Origin of the sequence: Streptomyces sp. NPDC050287, from assembly GCF_044459385.1 — a bacterium.
In the GTDB taxonomy this organism is placed as follows: Bacteria; Actinomycetota; Actinomycetes; order Streptomycetales; family Streptomycetaceae; genus Streptomyces.
On the sequence record NZ_JBITIY010000017.1, the window covers coordinates 112,182 to 132,787 of the forward strand.

Annotated in this window: 17 protein-coding genes and 1 riboswitch; of the genes, 12 read left to right on the plus strand and 5 right to left on the minus strand. The window is 71.1% G+C overall.

Translation table 11 applies throughout. The features are described from left to right. Positions 1-136 precede the first annotated feature (136 nt). Positions 137-1,108 (minus strand): sucrase ferredoxin, encoded by a 972-nt coding sequence (locus ACIBK3_RS40240; protein WP_399373001.1) that lies wholly within the window; start codon positions 1,106-1,108, stop codon positions 137-139. Positions 1,109-1,213: 105 nt separating this feature from the next. Between ACIBK3_RS40240 and ACIBK3_RS40245 the strand changes: the two genes are divergently transcribed. Next, positions 1,214-1,462: a hypothetical protein gene (locus tag ACIBK3_RS40245; protein WP_399373002.1), complete on the plus strand. Its 249-nt coding sequence runs from the start codon at positions 1,214-1,216 to the stop codon at positions 1,460-1,462. Between the two features lie 174 nt (positions 1,463-1,636). Here ACIBK3_RS40245 and ACIBK3_RS40250 read toward each other — a convergent pair whose 3' ends face one another. Continuing rightward, the gene (locus ACIBK3_RS40250) at positions 1,637-1,873 is read right to left on the minus strand and encodes a hypothetical protein (RefSeq protein ID WP_030931634.1); all 237 of its coding nucleotides are present in this window, start codon (positions 1,871-1,873) and stop codon (positions 1,637-1,639) included. A 197-nt stretch (positions 1,874-2,070) separates the two neighbouring features. Then, the gene (locus tag ACIBK3_RS40255; RefSeq protein ID WP_399373004.1) at positions 2,071-2,625 is read right to left on the minus strand and encodes a DUF6082 family protein; all 555 of its coding nucleotides are present in this window, start codon (positions 2,623-2,625) and stop codon (positions 2,071-2,073) included. 501 nt (positions 2,626-3,126) lie between these two features. On the opposite strand from ACIBK3_RS40255, the gene ACIBK3_RS40260 reads away from it, so the two are divergent. Beyond that, complete coding sequence (locus ACIBK3_RS40260) at positions 3,127-4,215, plus strand: CobW family GTP-binding protein (protein ID WP_399373074.1); 1,089 nt, start codon at positions 3,127-3,129, stop codon at positions 4,213-4,215. Positions 4,216-4,222: 7 nt separating this feature from the next. Here ACIBK3_RS40260 and ACIBK3_RS40265 read toward each other — a convergent pair whose 3' ends face one another. Beyond that, positions 4,223-6,679 carry a DNA topoisomerase (ATP-hydrolyzing) subunit A gene (locus tag ACIBK3_RS40265; RefSeq protein ID WP_399373006.1) on the minus strand — a complete coding sequence of 819 codons (2,457 nt, stop codon included), beginning with the start codon at positions 6,677-6,679 and terminating at the stop codon, positions 4,223-4,225. A gap of 820 nt (positions 6,680-7,499) precedes the next feature. On the opposite strand from ACIBK3_RS40265, the gene ACIBK3_RS40270 reads away from it, so the two are divergent. From ACIBK3_RS40270 to ACIBK3_RS40285, 4 genes are all read left to right on the plus strand, one after another. After that, positions 7,500-8,900, plus strand: coding sequence for a M16 family metallopeptidase (locus ACIBK3_RS40270; protein WP_399373076.1), 1,401 nt, complete (start codon positions 7,500-7,502; stop codon positions 8,898-8,900). Further along, positions 8,897-10,285 carry a M16 family metallopeptidase gene (locus ACIBK3_RS40275; protein WP_399373008.1) on the plus strand — a complete coding sequence of 463 codons (1,389 nt, stop codon included), beginning with the start codon at positions 8,897-8,899 and terminating at the stop codon, positions 10,283-10,285. The genes ACIBK3_RS40270 and ACIBK3_RS40275 overlap by 4 nt, the downstream gene beginning before the upstream one ends. A gap of 191 nt (positions 10,286-10,476) precedes the next feature. Then, positions 10,477-10,643, plus strand: a riboswitch (cyclic di-AMP (ydaO/yuaA leader). Between the two features lie 13 nt (positions 10,644-10,656). After that, a complete protein-coding gene (locus tag ACIBK3_RS40280) occupies positions 10,657-11,421 on the plus strand; it encodes a M23 family metallopeptidase (RefSeq protein WP_399373010.1) in 765 nt (254 codons plus the stop codon). 188 nt (positions 11,422-11,609) lie between these two features. Beyond that, positions 11,610-12,305: a GntR family transcriptional regulator gene (locus tag ACIBK3_RS40285; protein WP_399373012.1), complete on the plus strand. Its 696-nt coding sequence runs from the start codon at positions 11,610-11,612 to the stop codon at positions 12,303-12,305. A 145-nt stretch (positions 12,306-12,450) separates the two neighbouring features. Here ACIBK3_RS40285 and ACIBK3_RS40290 read toward each other — a convergent pair whose 3' ends face one another. Beyond that, positions 12,451-12,732: an HPr family phosphocarrier protein gene (locus ACIBK3_RS40290; RefSeq protein WP_016432192.1), complete on the minus strand. Its 282-nt coding sequence runs from the start codon at positions 12,730-12,732 to the stop codon at positions 12,451-12,453. Between the two features lie 186 nt (positions 12,733-12,918). Between ACIBK3_RS40290 and ACIBK3_RS40295 the strand changes: the two genes are divergently transcribed. From ACIBK3_RS40295 to ACIBK3_RS40320, 6 genes are all read left to right on the plus strand, one after another. Then, the gene (locus tag ACIBK3_RS40295; protein ID WP_399373014.1) at positions 12,919-15,756 is read left to right on the plus strand and encodes a GNAT family N-acetyltransferase; all 2,838 of its coding nucleotides are present in this window, start codon (positions 12,919-12,921) and stop codon (positions 15,754-15,756) included. Positions 15,757-15,808: 52 nt separating this feature from the next. Further along, the gene (locus ACIBK3_RS40300; RefSeq protein ID WP_399373015.1) at positions 15,809-16,405 is read left to right on the plus strand and encodes a DUF5998 family protein; all 597 of its coding nucleotides are present in this window, start codon (positions 15,809-15,811) and stop codon (positions 16,403-16,405) included. Continuing rightward, a complete protein-coding gene (locus ACIBK3_RS40305) occupies positions 16,405-17,607 on the plus strand; it encodes an alkaline phosphatase family protein (protein ID WP_399373017.1) in 1,203 nt (400 codons plus the stop codon). The genes ACIBK3_RS40300 and ACIBK3_RS40305 overlap by 1 nt, the downstream gene beginning before the upstream one ends. 49 nt (positions 17,608-17,656) lie before the next feature. Further along, positions 17,657-18,307 (plus strand): thymidine kinase, encoded by a 651-nt coding sequence (locus ACIBK3_RS40310; RefSeq protein ID WP_399373018.1) that lies wholly within the window; start codon positions 17,657-17,659, stop codon positions 18,305-18,307. A 111-nt stretch (positions 18,308-18,418) separates the two neighbouring features. Continuing rightward, complete coding sequence (locus ACIBK3_RS40315; RefSeq protein WP_399373020.1) at positions 18,419-18,913, plus strand: nucleotide exchange factor GrpE; 495 nt, start codon at positions 18,419-18,421, stop codon at positions 18,911-18,913. Between the two features lie 109 nt (positions 18,914-19,022). After that, positions 19,023-20,597, plus strand: a complete 1,575-nt coding sequence (locus tag ACIBK3_RS40320) for an Hsp70 family protein (RefSeq protein ID WP_399373022.1) — start codon at positions 19,023-19,025, stop codon at positions 20,595-20,597. The last annotated feature ends 9 nt before the right edge of the window (positions 20,598-20,606 follow it).

Sequence of the window (20,606 nt, forward strand, 5' to 3'; positions counted from 1 at the left end):
GGGGTGTGGCATGGATTACTTGATCGACATATGAGACGCCGGCCGGTCGCCGGGGACGTCAGGCCAACCAGCCGCCCGGGGACGCAGTCCAACCAGCCGCCCGGGACGCGGGCCTGTGAGCGTGAGCGGACGAACCTCAGGCCTTCGGTGTACGGCGGTGGCCTCGGCCCGCGAGCGCCGTCGTGGTCGCCGGCTCGTGCACCGACACCACGTCCATCCGTGCGGGTGCGCCGAGCACCGAGGCCCCGCAGCTCTCCGGCCTGGCCGGCAGCGAGGCACCCTGGGTCACGACGACGCGCCAGCGGCGTCCGTCGGTGTGGGCGACGGTCACCTCCCAGCGAGGTGCGGCGCCTTCCGTACGGATCACGGTCAGTGCCTGGGCGGCGTACTCGCCCGCGGCCCTGCGTACGGCCAGCTCGGCCGCCTGGCCGGGTCGCTCCCAGGCGGAGCTCCCGCGGCACCCCTCCACGACGATCCGGCCCTCCTTGACGCTGTGCAGTACCTCCTTGACCGCGTGGGCCTCGGCCCGGCCGTAGGCGTAGCCGTACGGCAGGACGAGCAGCGTCGGGGAGAAGCGATGACCGCCCAGATGGGTGACCTCCCAGACGCCCTCGACGCCGGAGGCGGCCAGCTCCGCCGCGAGGGGGCGGCCCAGGAGGGCGCAGCAGCGGTCGCGCTTGCCGTTGGTGCACACGAGCGCGAGCGGATCACCGGTGTGCGGCCGCCCGCCGACAGCCGAGTCGAAGCTGCCGTGGTCCCCGCGGCCGAGCGCGGTGAAGTCGACGTCGAGGAGTCGGCGCGGGTCGCAGATCATGGCGGAACGCAGCCACACGTTCCCGGGCACGGTGTGGGCCACGTACACCTGGCGCGCGGTCGGAGTGCCGCTGTCGGCGTGCCGGCCGGGGCGGCGGATGAGTGCGATCCGTACCCCCGTGTCCTGGGCCGCTGCCTCCAGGGCACGGCCGAGCGCGGGGTCCAGGTGGCTCGAAGTGAGCGCCTTGGCACCCCAGGGACCGGGCTGTTCCAGCAGCAGCCAGGTCGTCGCCGTGGCCGCTGTTCCGGAAATGGGCTCGTCGAGGTCCCGGGAGACGGTTGAGCACGTACTCACAGAGGTGAGCCTAACCTGACTTCGGGCGGGCGCCTTCTGACGGGGCACGCGTGCTGCTCCGGCAGTGGCTGTGGTGTCCTCGGGCCCACGTGGTGGCCGGCGCGCATGCGCGGCGGACGCTTCCCGTACTCCTCCCGGGCGGGCGCGAGCCGGCCCGCAGTACGGCCCACCGCGAAGACGGTCTCGGGCGGCGGTGACGGCGGCCTCCGGTGCGGTGAAGGCGGCGCCGCGGCGCGGCTGCCCGGTCCACGGCCGCCCGGCGACCTCCTCGTAGGAGTGGCGGGCGGCAGGCTCGGTCGCGTCGACGCCCGGAAGTGGTACTGGTCGGTGCCGAAGGTCCCGCAGGCTGTCTGACATGCGTGTGGCCTGGTGCCGTTCTGGCGCCAGGCCTCATCGGGTGGTGACCGAGCAGGGGACGGGGTGACGGCCTGCTCGCTCGTCGGTGCCCGGCGCGCTCAGCGGTTCTGGGCGGCCGGGAGCGGCTGGACGGGACGAGTCCGGTGGTCGACGCGTGCCCGCTGGAGGAGGTCAGGCGTCGGGGATGTCCGCCTTGGCGCGGATCAGGGTCTCCCGGCTGACGATGACGATGCGCTCGTAGTCGCCACGGGAGGCATCGGCGGGGAGTTCACGCTCCAGCGCCTCGGTGGCCTCGGTGCCGATGACGGCGAAATTGCCGTCGCTCAGCTCGAACAGGTCCGGGCAGTTGGCTCCTGAGGCACTGCCGCGGGCACTCGGAGGCACACCGATGCGGCGCACGATCTTCAAGGGTACGGGTCCTTAACGATGATGTGGGCAGAGTGGTGGCAGCAGCGTATAGGGGCCTGTGTTGCATACGGGGCCGCATCTGTAAAGACCACCTGGCCGTGTCGTTTTCCGGGACGGTGTTGACCGCGTGGACACGGCCGCCGCCGTCTCCGGGCCGGGTCGTCGGAGGTCGAGGCCGGGTGCGCGAGCGCCGGCGATCACGTGGTGGGCGGATTGCCGACCACCCACCATTCGTCCGTGTCGGCCTCGTCCAGGTCCTTGATGAGACTGTCGACCATACGCCCGATACTGGCCTCGTCCGAGGCGTTCTTCAGCGTCGCGCGCTGGCCCTTCGAGGCTTCCCAGTACTCCCGCAGGAGAGGGCTTTGGAACAGCTCGCGCAGGTGTCCGTACAGCTCCTCCTGGTCCAGGATGCCCGCGCGGTAGAGGTGGTACAGATTGACGTACCAGGCGTTGGCGTAGAAGTACTGGCGCCGTTTCGCGGCGGGAATGCTCTTGTCGTAGGTGTCGATCACCTCGGCGAGGGAGGGATCGTCGATCGCCTTGACCAGCAACTCCCAGTGCATGCGCTGTTGATGCGCCAGCGCTCGGCGCCGGGATGCACGCTCCTCCAACTCCAGGCGCTTCATCTGCAGGCGTGCCTCTTCGAGGCGCCGTTGACGTGAGGCCAGAGTCAGCGTGGCGGTGGCGAGCATCAGGCCCGCCGCCGCGACGGAGCCCAGGCTCTGTACTCCGAAGTTCCGTGCGGCCATGTCAACAACCCCCGAATCAGGCGGCGTCCGCCGGTCGTCGGGGTGCGGGTCGACTGTAGGGGACCGGCGAGCGGTGGGCGGCGCTTGCCGTCTCCCAGGCTGCCGAGCGGCTCTGATCGGCAGGGGAGGCGGAGAGGAGGCGCCCGGAGTGAAGCGAGGGTCGCACGAACCGGCGCCTTGCCCAACGTCTGCCCCTTAAATGCTGCTAACAATCGTTCACTTCGCGGTGATTCTTCCGGCTCGTATCCTGGGGCGGCATTCAATCCTCGTACGTGCGCCCGAGCCGTGAGCCGGTGCGCGCGCAGGTGTGAGAGAGGTCGCACGTTGAGCCAGCCGAGCCCGCATCCGAGCGCAGGCCAGCATCCCGGAACCGGCATCCCACCTCACACGGGCACCTGTGCCGGTCCCGCCGGCGGCGCCGGCACAGGCACCGCCCCGCACCCGACCGCGGCCGCGGAGTCGTACGGCGGCCCGGACCTGGACCTGGACCAGGGGACGAGCATCTGCCCGAGCCCGAGCCCGCGCCCGCGTCAGATTCCCGTCATCGTGCTCGCCGGGTTCCTGGGTTCCGGCAAGACCACGCTCCTCAACCACCTGCTCCACCACAGCGGCGGCAGCCGTATCGGCGCCATCGTCAACGACTTCGGGGCCATCGAGATCGACGCGATGGCCGTCGCGGGCGCGCTCGGGGACTCCACCGTGTCCCTCGGCAACGGGTGCCTGTGCTGTGCCGTCGACACCAGTGAGCTCGATGTCCATCTCGAACGGCTTGCTCACCCCGCCGCCGGTATCGACGTCGTCGTCATCGAGGCCAGCGGGATCGCCGAGCCCCGGGAACTCGTGCGCATGGTGCTCGCCAGCGAGCATCCCGGCATCGTGTACGGCGGGCTCGTGGAGGTCGTCGACGCCGCCGAGTTCGACAACACCCGGGCCAGGCATCCCGAGATCGACCGGCACCTCGCCCTCGCCGACCTGGTCGTCGTCAACAAGCTGGACAGGGCTCCGGATGCCGGACGCGTCCTCGACCTCGTCCGCTCGCTGACCGACCGGGCCGCCGTCGTGCCCGCCCGCTACGGCCGTATCGACCCCGAGTTCCTGTTCGACTGCAGGCCGAGCGAGGAGCGCGTCGGGCAGCTGTCCTTCGACGATCTGCGCGCTCATCCGGAGGGGGAGGGGGACGAACACGCCGGCCATCTGCACACCGGCTACGACAGCCTGTCCTTCACCTCCGAAGTCCCCCTCGACCCGCGCCGGTTGATGCGGTTCCTCGACAGCAGGCCCGAAGGGCTGTACCGGATCAAGGGGTACGTCGACTTCGGGCCGTACGACGTCCGCAACCGCTACGCCGTGCATGCCGTCGGGCGGTTCCTCCGGTTCTGTCCGGAGCCGTGGGCTGCCGCCGACGCCCGCCTCACGCAGCTCGTGCTCATCGGTTCCGGCATCGACGCCGCCGCGCTCGGCAAGGAGTTGGAGGCGTGCGAGAGCGACGCCCCACACGCCGACGAATACGGCATGTGGGGCGTCCTGCGCTACGTACAGGACCCGCAGGAGGAGGGTTTCCAGGAGAGCCCCGAACCTGGGCCGGCCTGAACCGGGCTTACACCGGTCCCGCCACCACCGCCACCGTCTTCCCCAGCGACACGCCCGAGCCGTCGCGGCGCGGGTCCATCTCGGGGAGGTCGGCCGGGGTGCCGTTCTTCTGGGCCGCCTTGGCCGGGGTCGCGCCCGCCCAGGCCAGGGACAGGCAGTCCTCGCCCTTGAGGAAGCGCTGGCAGCGGACACCGCCGGTGGCGCGGCCCTTGCGCGGGTACTGGTCGAACGGGGTCAGTTTGGCCGTCGTCTGCACGGAGTCGTCCAGCGTGCCGCGCGAGCCGGCGACCGTGAACACCACCGCGTCCACCGCCGGGTCCACGGCCGTGAAGGAGATCACCTTCGCGCCCTCCGCCAGCTTGATGCCCGCCACGCCGCCGGCCGGACGGCCCTGGGGGCGGACCTGTGAGGCCTGGAAGCGCAACAGTTGCGCGTCGTCCGAGATGAAGACCAGGTCCTCCTCGCCGGTGCGCAGCTCGACCGCCCCGACGATCCGGTCGCCCTCCTTGAGGGTGATGACCTCCAGCTCGTCCTTGTTGGCCGGGTAGTCAGGGACCACGCGCTTGACGACGCCCTGTTCGGTGCCGATCGCGAGCCCCGGGGACGACTCGTCGAGAGTGGTCAGACAGATCACCGTCTCATCCCCCTCCAGGGAGACGAACTCCGCGATGGGAGCACCGCCGGAGAGGTTCGGCGCGACCGCCGTGTCCGGGAGCTGGGGCAGGTCGACCACGTTCACCCGCAGCAGGCGCCCGCCGGATGTCACCACGCCGATCTCGCCGCGTGCGGTGGCCGGCACCGCCGAGACGATCACGTCGTGCTTGGTGCGCCTGGCGTCGGCGTCCTCCGGGAACGGCTCGCCGTTCGCCGTACGGGCCAGCAGACCCGTCGAGGACAGCAGCACCCGGCACGGGTCGTCGGCCACCTGGAGCGGCACAGCGGCCGCCGGGGCGCCGGCCGACTCCAGCAGGACCGTACGGCGCTCGGTGCCGAACTTCTTCGACACCGCAGCCAGTTCGGCGGAGACCAGCTTGCGCAGCTCGGCGTCCGACTCCAGGATCCGGGTCAGTTCCGCGATCTCCTCGTTGAGCCGCTCCTTCTCCGCCTCCAGCTCGATGCGGTCGAACTTGGTGAGGCGGCGCAGGGGCGTGTCGAGGATGTACTGGGTCTGGATGTCCGACAGCGAGAAGGTCTCCATCAGGCGCTGCTTCGCCTCGGCGGAGTTCTCGCTGGAGCGGATGAGGCGGATCACCTCGTCGATGTCGATCAGCGCCGTGAGCAGGCCCTCAACCAGGTGCAGCCGGTCGCGCCGCTTGGTGCGGCGGAACTCGCTGCGGCGGCGGACGACCTCGAAGCGGTGGTCGAGGTAGACCTCCAGGAGTTCCTTGAGGCCCAGGGTGAGGGGCTGGCCGTCCACCAGCGCCACGTTGTTGACGCCGAAGGACTCCTCCATGGGCGTCAGCTTGTAGAGCTGCTCCAGGACGGCCTCCGGTACGAAGCCGTTCTTGATCTCGATGACCAGGCGCAGGCCGTGCGCTCGGTCGGTGAGGTCCTTGACGTCGGCGATGCCCTGCAGCTTCTTCGAGCCGACCAGGTCCTTGATCTTGGCGATCACCTTCTCCGGGCCGACCGAGAAGGGCAGCTCGGTGACGACGAGGCCCTTGCGGCGCGCCGTCACGTTGTCCACCGTGACCGTCGCACGGATCTTGAAGGTGCCGCGGCCCGTCTCGTACGCGTCGCGGATGCCGGTCAGGCCGACGATCCGGCCGCCGGTGGGCAGGTCGGGGCCGGGGACGTGCCGCATCAGGGCGTCCAGGTCCGCGTTCGGGAAGCGGATCAGGTGGCGGGCGGCCGCGATGACCTCGGAGAGGTTGTGCGGGGGCATGTTCGTGGCCATGCCGACCGCGATGCCCGACGCGCCGTTCACGAGCAGGTTCGGGAAGGCGGCGGGCAGGGCCGCCGGCTCCTGTTCCTGGCCGTCGTAGTTGGGGGCGAAGTCGACGGTGTCCTCGTCGATGGACTCCGTCATCAGGCTCGTGGCCTGGGCCATCCGGCACTCGGTGTACCGCATGGCGGCCGGCGGGTCGTCGTTCCCGAGGGATCCGAAGTTGCCGTGGCCGTCGACCAGGGGGACGCGCATCGAGAAGGGCTGGGCCATCCGCACCAGGGCGTCGTAGATCGACGCGTCGCCGTGCGGGTGCAGCTTGCCCATGACCTCGCCGACGACGCGGGCGCACTTCACATAGCCGCGGTCGGGGCGCAGGCCCATCTCGTTCATTTGGTACACGATGCGCCGGTGTACCGGCTTCAAGCCGTCCCGGGCGTCCGGGAGGGCGCGGGAGTAGATGACCGAGTACGCGTACTCGAGGTACGAGCCCTTCATCTCGTCCACGACGTCGATGTCGAGGATCCGCTCCTCGTACGAGTCGTCGGGCGGCGGGGTCTTCGTGCTGCGGCGGGCCATCGCTGCCGGCTCCTCCTGTTTGCTGGTCGCTCGCCTGCGGGGTGCTCACGTCGGTGCCGACAGGGCGACCGTGCTCAGCCCTGCGGGCCTTCGCGCGATCGCCCTCTCGGCACCGACGCGCCCCTCCGGCTCACTCTTGCTTGCTGAAGCGTGAACGGGATCTGACGCGGACCATTGTGGACCGCGACACTGACAACGACGGACCGGACCCGACATAAGCCGCTTGGCCCGGCGCCGGCACGGTGCCGCCCGCGCCGCTGTGTGCCGCCCCGGCGGCACAACTGCCCGCAGGCTACGGCACCGCGCCGACTGCCCGCTCCGGTCTCCGCTCCGGCGCCGGCCTTCCTCTGTGCTCGGCCTCCGCTCCGGCGCCTGCCCGCAGCCGTGCCGCGGCCGCTTCTTGATCTCCGCTCCGGCGCTTGCCCGCGACCGTGCCGCGGCCGATTCTCGGTCTCTGCTCCGACGCCTGCCCGCAGCCGTGCAGCGTCTCGGCCTCTCTTCTGCCGTCGTCTTCGGTCCGCGTCTCGGCCTCTCGCCTGCCGTCGGCTTCGGCCTCTCCTCGCCCCGGCCTGCCGCCCGCGTCGGTTTCCCCTCCGACACCCACCCGCCGCCAGCCCCGCCCCGCCCGCCCCAACCTGTCCTTCCGCACCCTTCCTCAGCCTCCGGTCTCCCCCCAGTCCCCGCCCGCCCCGGTCTCGCTCAGGGCGTACGTCGTCCGGGAACTTCGCCGAGGGTCCGCACGCTTGCATACAGTGGCAGGACCGGCAGGAAAACCGCGGTTTCCAGGACCGCGACCCCGATGGAAGGGACGTACATGCCCATGGGTCACACGGCCACAGCCCAGGCAGGCTCCGGGGGCCTGACAGCGAGCGAGCACCGCCTGGCCAACGGCCTGCGCGTGGTGCTCTCCGAGGACCACCTGACCCCGGTCGCGGCGGTGTGCCTCTGGTACGACGTCGGTTCGCGCCACGAGGTCAAGGGGCGTACCGGTCTGGCTCACCTTTTCGAGCACCTCATGTTCCAGGGCTCGGGGCAGGTCAAGGGCAACGGCCACTTCGAGCTGATCCAGGGTGCGGGCGGCTCGCTCAACGGCACCACGAGCTTCGAGCGCACCAACTACTTCGAGACCATGCCGACCCACCAGCTGGAGCTCGCCCTCTGGCTGGAGGCCGACCGCATGGGCTCCCTGCTGGCCGCCCTGGACGACGAGTCGATGGAGAACCAGCGCGACGTCGTCAAGAACGAGCGCCGCCAGCGCTACGACAACGTCCCCTACGGCACGGCGTTCGAGAAGCTGACCGCGCTCGCCTACCCGGAGGGCCACCCCTACCACCACACCCCGATCGGCTCGATGGCCGACCTGGACGCGGCCACCCTGGAGGACGCGCGGGCGTTCTTCCGTACGTACTACGCGCCCAACAACGCCGTCCTGTCGGTGGTCGGCGACATCGACCCGGAGCAGACACTCGCGTGGATCGAGAGGTACTTCGGGTCCATCCCGGCGCACGACGGCAAGCCCGCCCCGCGGGACGGCTCGCTGCCCGACGTCATCGGCGAGCAGCTGCGCGAGGTCGTCGAGGAGGAGGTCCCGGCGCGCGCCCTGATGGCCGCCTACCGGCTGCCCGAGGACGGCACGCGCGCGTGCGACGCGGCCGACCTGGCGCTCACCGTCCTCGGCGGCGGCGAGTCCTCCCGCCTCTACAACCGGCTCGTGCGGCGTGACCGTACGGCCGTCGCGGCGGGCTTCGGCCTGCTGCGGCTGGCCGGGGCGCCCTCATTGGGCTGGCTCGACGTGAAGACCTCCGGGGACGTCGAGGTGCCGGTCATCGAGACCGCCATCGACGAGGAGCTCGCCCGGTTCGCCGAGGAGGGCCCCACCGCCGAGGAAATGGAGCGCGCCCAGGCCCAGTTGGAGCGTGAGTGGCTGGACCGGCTCGGCACGGTCGCGGGCCGCGCCGACGAACTGTGCCGGTACGCCGTCCTGTTCGGCGACCCGCAGCTCGCCCTCACGGCCGTCAAGCGCGTCCTGGAGGTGACCGCCGAGGAGGTCCAGGAGGTCGCCAAGGCCCGCCTGCGCCCCGACAACCGCGCGGTGCTCGTCTACGAGCCCACCACCCCGGCCGAGATCGCCCAGAGCGCGGAGGACGCCGAGGGAGCCGACGACCCGGCGTCCGCGGCCACCGTGGAAGCCACCGACGAGAACGAGGAGGCGGCCAAGTGACCGAGCTCGCCGCGATGGAATTCCACCCCCAGCCGCAGGCGGGCGAGCCCAAGGTCTGGGCCTTCCCCGCCCCCGAGCGCGGAACGCTCGACAACGGGCTCACCGTCCTGCGCTGCCACCGCCCCGGCCAGCAGGTCGTCGCCGTCGAGGTGCTCCTCGACGCGCCGCTGGAGGCCGAGCCGGCCGGCCTGGACGGCGTCGCCACGATCATGGCGCGGGCCTTCTCCGAGGGCACTGACAAGTACTCCGCCGAGGAGTTCGCCGCCGAGCTGGAGCGCTGCGGCGCCACCCTCGACTCGCACGCCGACCACCCCGGGGTGCGCCTCTCCCTCGAAGTCCCGGTCTCCCGTCTGGCCAAGGCCCTGGCGCTGCTCGCCGACGCCCTCAGGGCACCGGCGTTCGCGGACAGCGAGGTCGAGCGGCTCGTCCGCAACCGCCTCGACGAGATCCCGCACGAGCTGGCCAATCCCTCCCGGCGGGCCGCCAAGGAGCTCTCCAAGGAGCTGTTCCCGGCGACCTCACGCATGTCGCGTCCGCGCCAGGGCACCGAGGAGACGGTCGAGAGCATCGACTCCGCGGCCGTACGTGCCTTCTACGAGAAGCATGTCCGTCCGGCCACGGCCACCGCCGTGGTCGTGGGCGACCTCACCGGTGTCGAGCTGGACGTGCTGCTCGGCGACACCCTCGGCGCCTGGACCGGTTCCTCGTCCCAGCCCCGCCCGGTGCCTCCGGTGACCGCCGACGACACCGGCCGGGTCGTCATCGTGGACCGTCCCGGCGCCGTCCAGACGCAGCTGCTGATCGGCCGCATCGGTCCCGACCGGCACGCGCGCGTGTGGCCCGCGCAGGTCCTCGGCACGTACTGCCTGGGCGGCACCCTCACCTCCCGTCTGGACCGCGTCCTGCGCGAGGAGAAGGGCTACACCTACGGCGTACGGGCGTTCGGGCAGGTCCTGCGTTCGGCCCCCGACGGCTCGGGCGCCGCGATGCTCGCCATCAGCGGCTCCGTCGACACCCCGAACACCGGTCCCGCCCTGGATGACCTGTGGACGGTGCTGCGCACGCTCGCCGCGGAGGGCCTGACCGACGCCGAGCGCGATGTCGCCGTCCAGAACCTCGTGGGGGTGGCGCCGCTGAAGTACGAGACCGCGGCGGCCGTCGCGGGCACGCTGGCGGACCAGGTCGAGCAGCACCTGCCCGACGACTTCCAGGCGACGCTGTACCGGCAGCTCGCGTCGACGGGCACCGTGGAGGCAACCGCGGCGGTCGTCAGCGCCTTCCCGGTGGACCGTCTGGTGACCGTCCTCGTCGGTGACGCGGCGCAGATCAAGGAGCCCGTCGAGGCCCTGGGCATCGGCCAAGTCACGGTCGTGTCGGCCGAGTAGCGGCACGCGCGCGCGGGAGCCCTGGTGACCGGTGAGTCACCAGGGCTCCCTGATGTCCGAATTGAGGGAGAGGTTGCCTGTCTGCCCTGTGGTGTGCGCTACAAAAGCTGTGATCGGTTTGGGGATTGAAACGTGCCACGTTTAGCGTCATCCGGGCTGTCCGTCAGGCACCGCGCCGCACCAGCGGCACCGGACAGTCATCGCCGAGTCCCCACATGGCGCGAGCCAGGGGAGCCGGGGACCCACACCAGAAGTCCCTGGGGTGAATCGGACGCCCGCGCGCACCGCGAGGGGGTCCGTAGGAGACCTTCCTGCTCCGAACCCGTCAGCTAACCCGGTAGGCGAGAAGGAAGGAAAGGATCAGCCACCACATGGCGTTCACCTGCGCCACCGGGAAGCACCGTCGTCCCAGCCGGATGAAGCGCGGCACCGCCCGCGCGGCCGGCGTCGCGGCCCTCACCACCACCGGCGTCTTCGGCGCGCTGGCCGCCCCGGCCCTCGCCGCCGAGCCCGCGGCCGAACAGACCGGTCTCACCCCCGTGATCACCATCGGCGACTCGATCGCCGACGAGATCGACGCCCAGGCCGCGGCCCAGAAGCAGGCCGCCGACGAGGCCGAGGCGATGAAGAAGGCCGAGGAGGCCGCGCACAAGAAGGCGGTCGCCGAGGCGAAGAAGGCCCGCGAGGCCGAGGCGCGCGCCGCCCGTGCGGAGGAGCGCAGGCGCCTCAACGCCTACGTCGCCCCGATCTCCGGCTCGTACGTCTCGACCGGCTACCAGTCCAGCAGTTCCCTGTGGTCCTCCGGCAGCCACACCGGCATCGACTTCCACGCCTCGACCGGCACGTCCGTCCACGCGGTCGGCTCCGGCACCGTGGTCGAGGCCGGCTGGGGCGGGGCGTACGGCAACCAGATCGTGATCAGGATGAACGACGGCACGTACACCCAGTACGGCCACCTGTCGTCCATCGCTGTCTCCGTGGGCCAGACGGTCACCCCGGGCCGGCAGATCGGCCTCTCCGGGGCGACCGGCAACGTCACCGGCCCGCACCTGCACTTCGAGGCCCGCACGAGCCCGGAGTACGGCTCGGACATCGACCCGGTCTCCTACCTCCGCTCGCACGGCGTGAACGTCTGACGACGGACGGCGAGACAAGCTGCGGCCCCGGCTCCCCGAGCCGGGGCTTTCGGCGTTTCAGAAGCCCGCCTGTCCAAAAAATATCCATGGATTCCGGCCCGCCATCGGAAATTCCGGCTCATTGCAATAGAGTCACTGAACACACGTCAATCGTCGACGTTTCACGGGGATTAAGGCGGAGGTCGGTCATGCGTATTCCGGCGCACTCGGTATGCACGGCGATCCGGGACGACATCGTCGCGGGTGTCTACGAGCGCGGCAGCCGGCTCACCGAGGAACTGCTCGCGCGCCGCTACGGCGTCTCGCGCGTCCCCGTCCGCGAGGCCCTGCGCACGCTGGAGGCGGAGGGCTTCGTGGTGACCCGGCGACACGCGGGCGCGTGCGTCGCGGAACCCACCGAACAGGAGGGCACCGACCTCCTGGAGATGCGGATGCTGCTGGAGCCGCTCGGCGCCTCCCGGGCCGCCCAGCGGCGCACCGAGGCCCATCTCAAGGTGCTGCGCGGCCTGGTCCGGCTGGGCCAGGAGCGGGCCAGGCGGGGCAACAGCGAGGATCTGCGCTCGCTGGGCAGCTGGTTCCACGAGACACTCGCCCAGGCCTCCGGCAGCCCCGCGATGACGTCGATGCTGACCCAGCTGCGCCACAAGATCGCCTGGATGTACGCGGTGGACGCGCCGGCCAACCCGGTGGAGTCCTGGGCGGAGCACGGCGCGATCGTGGACGCGGTGGCGCGCGGCGACAGCGAACGCGCGCGGGCGGTCACGGCGCTGCACACCGAGCGCTCGACGGGCGTGCACCGGCTGCGGTTTCCTGCGCAGCCGGATCGCCCGGACCGTGTGAGGAACTCGCAACATCCCGTAAACATGCCGAGTCTGCGGCATTAACACGGGCGCCGTATACAAAGAGAAGATAATTCGCGGGGGATTATTTCTGCTGCCCGCCATCGGGAAATGTGCGTCACCGGGAAATGCGAAGGGCTCGCCCGATAATTCGGACGAGCCCTTCTGTCGTGCGTTACGGCAGCTGCGTTCAGACGGTCTCGGGAAGTTCCTCGAGGCCCTCGGAAACGAGCTTCGCGAGACGGTCGAGGGCGGCGTCCGCGCCCTCGGCGTCGGAGGCGAGGACGATCTCCTCGCCGCCCTGGGCGCCGAGGCCCAGAACGGCCAGCATGGAGGCCGCGTTGACGGGGTTGCCGTCGGCCTTGGCGATCGTCACCGGGATACCTGCGGCCGTGGCGGCCCGGACGAAGATGGAAGCGGGGCGGGCGTGGAGACCCTCGGCCCAGCCGACGTTGACGCGGCGCTCAGCCATGTGATGATGCCCTTCGGTGTATCAAGGTTGTCTAGACCAGTTTTCCATAGCATGAAGCATGCCCAGGCATGCCGGAGCGGTCCTTCGTCCCGCCCCTTCGTGACGTCGGACCGCGGCCTCGGTCCGACGTCGTCCTCCACAGACTGCCTCGCGCCGTTGTCGTACGCGAGCCGTACTCTGGGGCCCATGCAGACCTCGTCGGACCGGCACGAGTACCCCGCCCACTGGGAGGCCGACGTGGTGCTGCGCGACGGGGGTACCGCGCGCATCCGGCCCATCACCGTCGATGACGCCGATCGCCTCGTCAGCTTCTACGAGCAGGTGTCGGACGAGTCGAAGTACTACCGCTTCTTCGCGCCCTACCCTCGCCTGTCCGCCAAGGACGTCCACCGCTTCACGCACCACGACTTCGTGGACCGGGTGGGACTCGCGGCCACCATCGGCGGCGAGTTCATCGCCACCGTACGCTACGACCGCATCGGCCCCGACGGAGTGCCCGCCTCCGCGCCGGCCGACGAGGCCGAGGTCGCCTTCCTCGTCCAGGACGCCCACCAGGGGCGCGGGGTCGCCTCCGCCCTGCTCGAACACATCGCGGCCGTCGCCCGCGAGCGGGGCATCCGCCGGTTCGCCGCCGAGGTCCTCCCCGCCAACAACAAGATGATCAAGGTGTTCACGGACGCCGGGTACACCCAGAAGCGCAGCTTCGAGGACGGCGTCGTACGCCTGGAGTTCGACCTGGAACCGACGGACCGCTCGCTCGCCGTGCAGTACGCGCGCGAACAGCGCGCCGAGGGGCGGTCCGTGCAGCGACTGCTGATGCCCGGATCCGTCGCCGTCGTCGGGACCGGCCGTACGCCCGGCGGGGTCGGCCGCAGCGTCCTCGCCAACCTCAGGGGCGCCGGCTTCACGGGTCGCCTGCACGCCGTGAACAGGTCCCTGCCCGAGGGACAGAAGGAAATCGACGGGGTACCCGCCCACCGCTCGGTGCGCGACATCGACGGGCCGGTCGACCTCGCCGTCGTCGCCGTGCCCGCCGAGCACGTCCCCCAGGTCGTCGAGGAATGCGGCCGGCACGGCGTGCAGGGGCTCGTCGTGCTCTCCGCCGGATATGCCGAGGGTGGACCCGAGGGACGCGAGCGCCAGCGCGAACTCGTCCGCCACGCGCGCGCGTACGGCATGCGGATCATCGGTCCGAACGCCTTCGGGATCATCAACACCTCGGCTCAGGTACGGCTGAACGCCTCCCTCGCCCCCGAGATGCCCCGGCCAGGCCGTATCGGGCTGTTCTCCCAGTCCGGCGCCATCGGTATCGCCCTGCTGTCCCGGCTGCACCGGCGCGGCGGCGGGGTCACGGGGGTGACCGGTGTGTCGACGTTCGTGTCGGCCGGCAACCGGGCGGACGTCTCCGGCAACGACGTCCTTCAGTACTGGTACGACGACCCGGACACCGACGTCGCACTGATGTACCTGGAGTCCATCGGCAACCCGCGCAAGTTCACCCGCCTCGCGCGCCGGACGGCCGCGGCGAAGCCGCTGGTCGTGGTGCAGGGCGCGGGCTCCGCTCCGCAGGGCCACGCCGTACGGGCGACGCGGCTGCCGCATGCCACGGTCTCCGCGCTGCTGCGCCAGGCCGGGGTGATCCGGGTGGAGACGATCACGGAACTGGTGGACACGGGGCTGCTGCTCGCCCGGCAGCCGCTGCCGGGCGGCGCCCGAGTGGCGATCCTCGGCAATTCCGAGTCGCTCGGCCTGCTCACGTACGACGCCTGTCTCTCCGAGGGCCTGCGACCGCTGCCCCCGCTGGACCTGACGACGGCGGCCTCGCCGGCGGACTTCCACGGGGCCCTGGCGAGGGCGCTGGCGGACGACGCGTGCGACGCGGTGGTGGTGACGGCGATCCCGGCGGTGGGGGAGGGCTCGGCCGGGGACGGGGAGCTGGCCGAAGCCCTCAGGACCGCCGCCGAGCGGGCCCCCGGCAAGCCGGTGCTGGTGGTCCACGTGGAACTCGGGGGGCTGGCGGAAGCCCTCTCGGCCGCGGCGAGCACCGCACCGCAGGCGGGTTCGACCACGTCCGGCGCCGCCGTACGCCCCCACCCGCTCCGCCCCCTGGACAGGCTGGCGACGAAGACGACGGACGAGGTGCCCGCCCCCCAGAACTGCTCCCGCCTCATCCCCGCCTACCCGGCCGCCGAACGTGCCGTCAGAGCCCTCTCCGAAGTGGTCCGGTACGCGCAGTGGCGGCGGGACGCCGCCGAGCCCGGCAGGGTGCCCGCCTACGAGGACATCGACGAGAAGGGTGCCGCCGCGCTGATCCACGGGCTGCTCGCGCGTGGGCAGGGGCTCACCCTCGGCACCGAGGAGACCTGCGAGTTGCTCGGCACGTACGGCGTACGGGTGCACCGGGCGCTGTCCGCCCCCGCCCCCGACGACGCCGTCCGGGCCGCCCGCGACCTCGGCTACCCGGTCGCCCTCAAGGCCACCGCCCCGCACCTGCGCCACCGCGCCGACCTGGGCGGCGTACGCCTGGATCTCGCGGACGAGGAGCAACTGCGGCGGGCGTACGCCGAGTTGACCGAGCTGTTCGGGACGCCGGAGGAGTTGCGGCCGGTGGTGCAGCGGATGGCACCGCGGGGAGTCGACACCGTCGTCAGGGCCGTCATCGACCCGGCGGCAGGAGCCGTCCTGTCGTTCGGGCTCGCCGGGGCCGCCTCCCAGTTGCTCGGGGACATGGCGCACCGGCTCGTCCCCGTCACCGACCGGGAGGCCACCTCACTGGTCCGGTCGATCCGGACGGCGCCCCTCCTTTTCGGGTGGCGCGGCTCCACCCCCGTCGACACCCCCGCGCTGGAGGAACTGCTGCTGCGGGTGTCACGGCTGGTCGACGACCACCCGGAGGTCGTCGCCGTCACCCTCGAGCCGGTCGTCGTCGCCCCGCGCGGCCTGAGCGTCCTCGGCGCCTCCGTGCGCCTGGCACCCCCGCCCGCCCGCGACGATCTCGGCCCGCGGACGCTTCCCGCGTACTGAGACGAACCGAGACCCCCGTGAGCGTGCCTCGCAGTCGGTGCGCCACCGTAGGATGGACTTCATGGCCAAGACCAGTACGACGACCCAGGGGCTGCGAGCGGCGATCGAGCGCAGCGGCTACTACCCGGCCCTCGTGGCCGAGGCGGTGGAGGCCGCTGTGGGCGGCGAGCCCATCCGGTCGTACCTGGTCCATCAGGAGACGACGTTCGACCAGAACGAGGTGCGGCGGCATGTGACCGTCCTCGTCCTCACCGACACCCGCTTCATCGTCAGCCACACCGACGAGCAGGCCGAGGACACCACCTCCCCGACGCCGTACGCCACCACCTCCACCGAGTCCGTGAAGATCGGCCGGATCTCCTCGGTGGTGGTCAGCCGGGTGGTCGCCAACCCGGAGCAGTACCGGCCGGGCACCCTGCCCCGCGAGGTCGTGCTGACCATCGGCTGGGGCGCCGTCTCCCGGATCGACCTGGAGCCCGCCGCCTGCGGCGACCCCAACTGCGAGGCCGACCACGGCTACACCGGCAGCTCGACGGCGGACGACCTCAGCCTCCGGGTGAGCGAGGCCGGGGACGGCCCGGACACGGTGCGCCAGGCGCTCGCCTTCGCGCAGGCCATCTCCGAGGCGACCGCGGACGTCACCCGCTGATGGCGCATCCCGCCTCCGCCTGGGACCACCATCCGGAACCCCTCGCCCTCGACTCCGCGCCCGTCCCCGCGTACGGCTCCGGGTCCCTCGCCGACCTGCTGCCCACCCTGGCCGCCGGCATGGCCGTGCCCGGGACCACCGCGACCCTCCCCGAGCTGACCCCCGCCGACCGGAACTGCGTGTTCCTGATCGACGGGCTCGGCTGGGAGCAGCTCAAGGCGCACCCGGACGAGGCCCCGTTCATGACCTCGCTCCTCGGCAGCTCGCGCGGCGGCACCGGACAGCCGCTGACCACCGGCTTCCCGGCGACCACCGCCACCTCCCTCGCCTCCGTGGGCACCGGGCTGCCGCCGGGCGCCCACGGCCTGCCCGGCTACACCGTGCGCAATCCGGCCACCGGCGAGCTGATGAACCAGCTGCGCTGGCAGCCGTGGACGTCACCGGCTGCCTGGCAGCCGTACCCCACCGTCTTCCAGCGGGCCCAACAGGCGGGTGTGCACGCGGCCCAGGTCTCCTCCCCGACCTTCGAGAGCACCCCGCTGACCAAGGTCGCGCTCAGCGGAGGAACGTTTCACGGGCGGCAGACCGGTGAGGAGCGCATGGACCTCGCGGCGGGGCAACTGGCCGCCGGCGACCGCTCCCTGGTCTACACGTACTACGCCGAGGTCGACGGTGCCGGCCACCGCTTCGGCATCGACTCCGACACCTGGCGCGGCCGCCTCATGTACGTCGACCGGCTGGTGCAGCGGCTGGCCGAGCAACTGCCCCCGCGCACCGCGCTCTACGTCACCGCCGACCACGGCATGATCGACGTCCCCTTCGACGAGGACCACCGCATCGACTTCGACGCCGACTGGGAACTGCGCGCAGGGGTCGCTCTGTTGGGCGGCGAGGGCCGCGCCCGCCACGTCTACGCGGTGCCGGGCGCCGAGAACGACGTGCTGACCTGCTGGCGCGAGGTCCTCGGCGAGCAGTTCTGGGTGGCGTCACGGGACGAGGCGATCGCGGCGGGCTGGTTCGGACCGCCCGAGCAGGTCGAGCGGCGGGTGTACGACCGGATCGGCGACGTGGTCGCGGCAGCGCGCGACGACGTCCTCATCATCGCCTCGGAGCGGGAGCCCAAGGAGTCGGCGATGGTCGGCAACCACGGCTCGATGACCCCCGCCGAACAGCTGGTCCCGCTCCTCGAAGTACGCTCCTGACGCCTGAGGGCCCCTCTCCGTCCGCACATCGAAAGGTGCTCGACCCACCATGCCCGAGCTGGTGTTCTTCTCAGGAACGATGGACTGCGGGAAGTCGACTCTGGCCCTCCAGATCGGACACAACCGCTCGGCCCGGGGGCTCCAAGGCGTGATCTTCACGCGGGACGACCGGGCGGGCGAGGGGAAGTTGTCCTCGCGACTGGGCCTGGTCACGGAGGCTGTGGAGGTCACCGAGCGGATGGACATGTACGGGTACCTGGTCGATCAGTTGTCCAAGGGCGGCAAGGTCGACTACGTGATCGCCGACGAGGCGCAGTTCCTGGCGCCCGATCAGATAGACCAACTGGCCCGTGTCGTGGACGACCTCGGCCTCGATGTCTTCGCCTTCGGTATCACCACCGACTTCCGCACCAGGCTCTTCCCTGGTTCGCAGCGGCTGATCGAGCTCGCCGACCGGATCGAGGCCCTCCAGGTGGAGGCCCTGTGCTGGTGCGGCGCCCGGGCAACGCACAACGCCCGTACGGTGGGCGGTGAGATGGTGGTCGAGGGTGCTCAGGTGGTCGTCGGGGACGTCAACCGCCCGGCGGAGGAGATCGGTTACGAGGTCCTGTGCCGCAGGCACCACCTCCGCCGGATGACTGCTGCTTCAGCCCGCGCGGGCGCGCTGTCCCCCGACGTCCTGCCGGTCACATCCGCTTGACGGCGAGATCCCTCCCGAGCACGAGCCGGGCAACGCGGCTGTTCCAGCCCGGCAGATGACCGCGGCACGCTCCGCTGACACCCCGCCCCTCTTTGCTCTACTGTGAGCGCTGTGCCGGAATGCGTCGAACCCTGTTCGCTTGCAGGTGAGTTCACTGCAGCACTCGCTCGTCAGCAACAACTCGCCGAGCGCCGTGAGGAGATCGTCACCAGGCTGCACGACGAGGTCGAGCGGTTGCGCCGAGGCGAGTTCGACATGGCGCTCGATCTCGTGCGCCACTCCCTGATCCGGCTCCACGACCAGATCCTGCGCCAGGCCGAACACGTCACCGGCCCGCTCGACGTCGACGAACTTCGGGCTCTGCTGACCGCGCTGGCCGACGAGGCGGCGGACACCGTGGCCAGGACCGGCGTACAGCGGTACGTCCCCCGGCCCGGCGAGGCTTTCGACATGGCGTCGCAGCGCCCGGTGGGCCGCGTCGCCGCGGAAGGGCCTGAGGCGGACCGGACGGTGGCGCGCGTCGTGGCGGCCGGATTCGTTCAGGGGGAGCGGGTCGTACGCAAGGCCGACGTCGTGGTTTCCCGGTGGGAACCGGATACGCCATGAACGTCGCCGTCTCCGGCGGGCTCCAAGTGCATGGCTTACAGCAAGGACAACTGGCGGGACAACAGCGGGACGGGCGCGACGCGCGGCCGTCCCGGCGGCGGGAGACCGTATGGCCGTATACGGCATCGACCTGGGGACGACCTACTCGTGCGTGGCACGGATCGACGACGTCGGCAGAGCAACGGTGCTGCGCAACCTCGAAGGGGCGGACACCACGCCGTCCGTCGTCTACTTCGAGAGCGCCGACAGCGTGGTCGTGGGGCAGAGCGCCAAGGACGCCACCGTCCTCGACCCCGAGCACGTCGTGCAGCTCATCAAGCGGGACATGGGCGATGTGGTGCCGCGTGAGTTCCACGGCCGCACCTACACACCCGAGGAGATCTCCGCCCGCATCCTGCGCAAACTCGTCGAGGACGCGAAGGCGGTCAGCGGCGACGAGGCGCACGACGTGGTGATCAGCGTGCCCGCCTACTTCGGGCTCGCCGAACGGGACGCCACCCGCAAGGCCGGCGAGATCGCCGGACTGCGCGTCCTCGACGTTGTCGCCGAGCCCATCGCGGCCGCACTCGACTACGGGGCCCTGGAAGGAGACGAGGAGCGCGGGGACCGTTCCATCCTCGTGTACGACCTGGGCGGCGGCACGTTCGACACCACTGTGCTCACCCTGCGCGGGCGCGAGCTGACCGTGCTGTGCACGGACGGAGCGAAGGAGCTGGGCGGCAGCGACTTCGACGACCGCATCGTCGCGCACATGGCGGAGCGGTTCCGTGAGCGCTTCCCGGACGTCGACGACCCGCTGTCCGACCCCCAGTCCGAGACACAGCTGCGCAAGGACGCCGAGGAGGCGAAGAAGGCGCTGTCCTTCCGCGAGCGCTACGTCGTCCGCGTCATGCACCAGGGCATGGTCGAACCGGTGGAGCTGACCCGGGAGCTGATCGAGGAGCTGACGCGTGACCTGCTCGACCGCACCGTAGACATCACCCGCCGCACCGTGGAACTGGCCGCGGAGCGGGGCGTGTCGTCCTTCGACGATGTGCTGCTCGTCGGCGGCGCCACCAAGATGCCCGCGGTCGCCGCAGCCCTGCGCGCCCAGTTCGGCTTCGAGCCCAGGCTGCACAACCCCGACCTCGCGGTGGCCCGCGGCGCCGCGCTGTACGCCCTCGACCGGGCCACGTACATCCTCTCCAGCGGCGAACTCCCGGCCGAACAAGAACCGGACGTGCCGGAGACCGGCCTCACCCACCGCCCGTACGAAATCTCCACCGTCGCCTCACGCGGTTACGGCATCCAGGTCACGGACGTCGACACCGGCCGGGATTACGTCACCCATCTCGTGCACGCCAACGACACCCTGCCGGCGTCCGTGACGGACGACTTCTACACCATCCGCGACGGCCAGCGACTGGTCCGGATCCGGGTGATGGAACAGGCGGGCGCGGTGGAGTCGGAGGAGCTGCAGCACAACACCGAGGTCGCGCAAGGCACGTTGAAGATCCCGCCCGCGAAACCCGCGCGCTGGCCCTTCCAATGCGTGTTCACGCTCGACTCCTCCGGACTGCTCACCGTCGTGGCCACCGAACGGGAGAGCGGTGAGCAGATCGAGATCTCCCTTCAGATCGGAGGCCTGTCCCAGGAGGCGGTGGACGAGGCGCGGGTCGCGATGAGCCGCCAGCGGATCGGCTGATCACGGGCA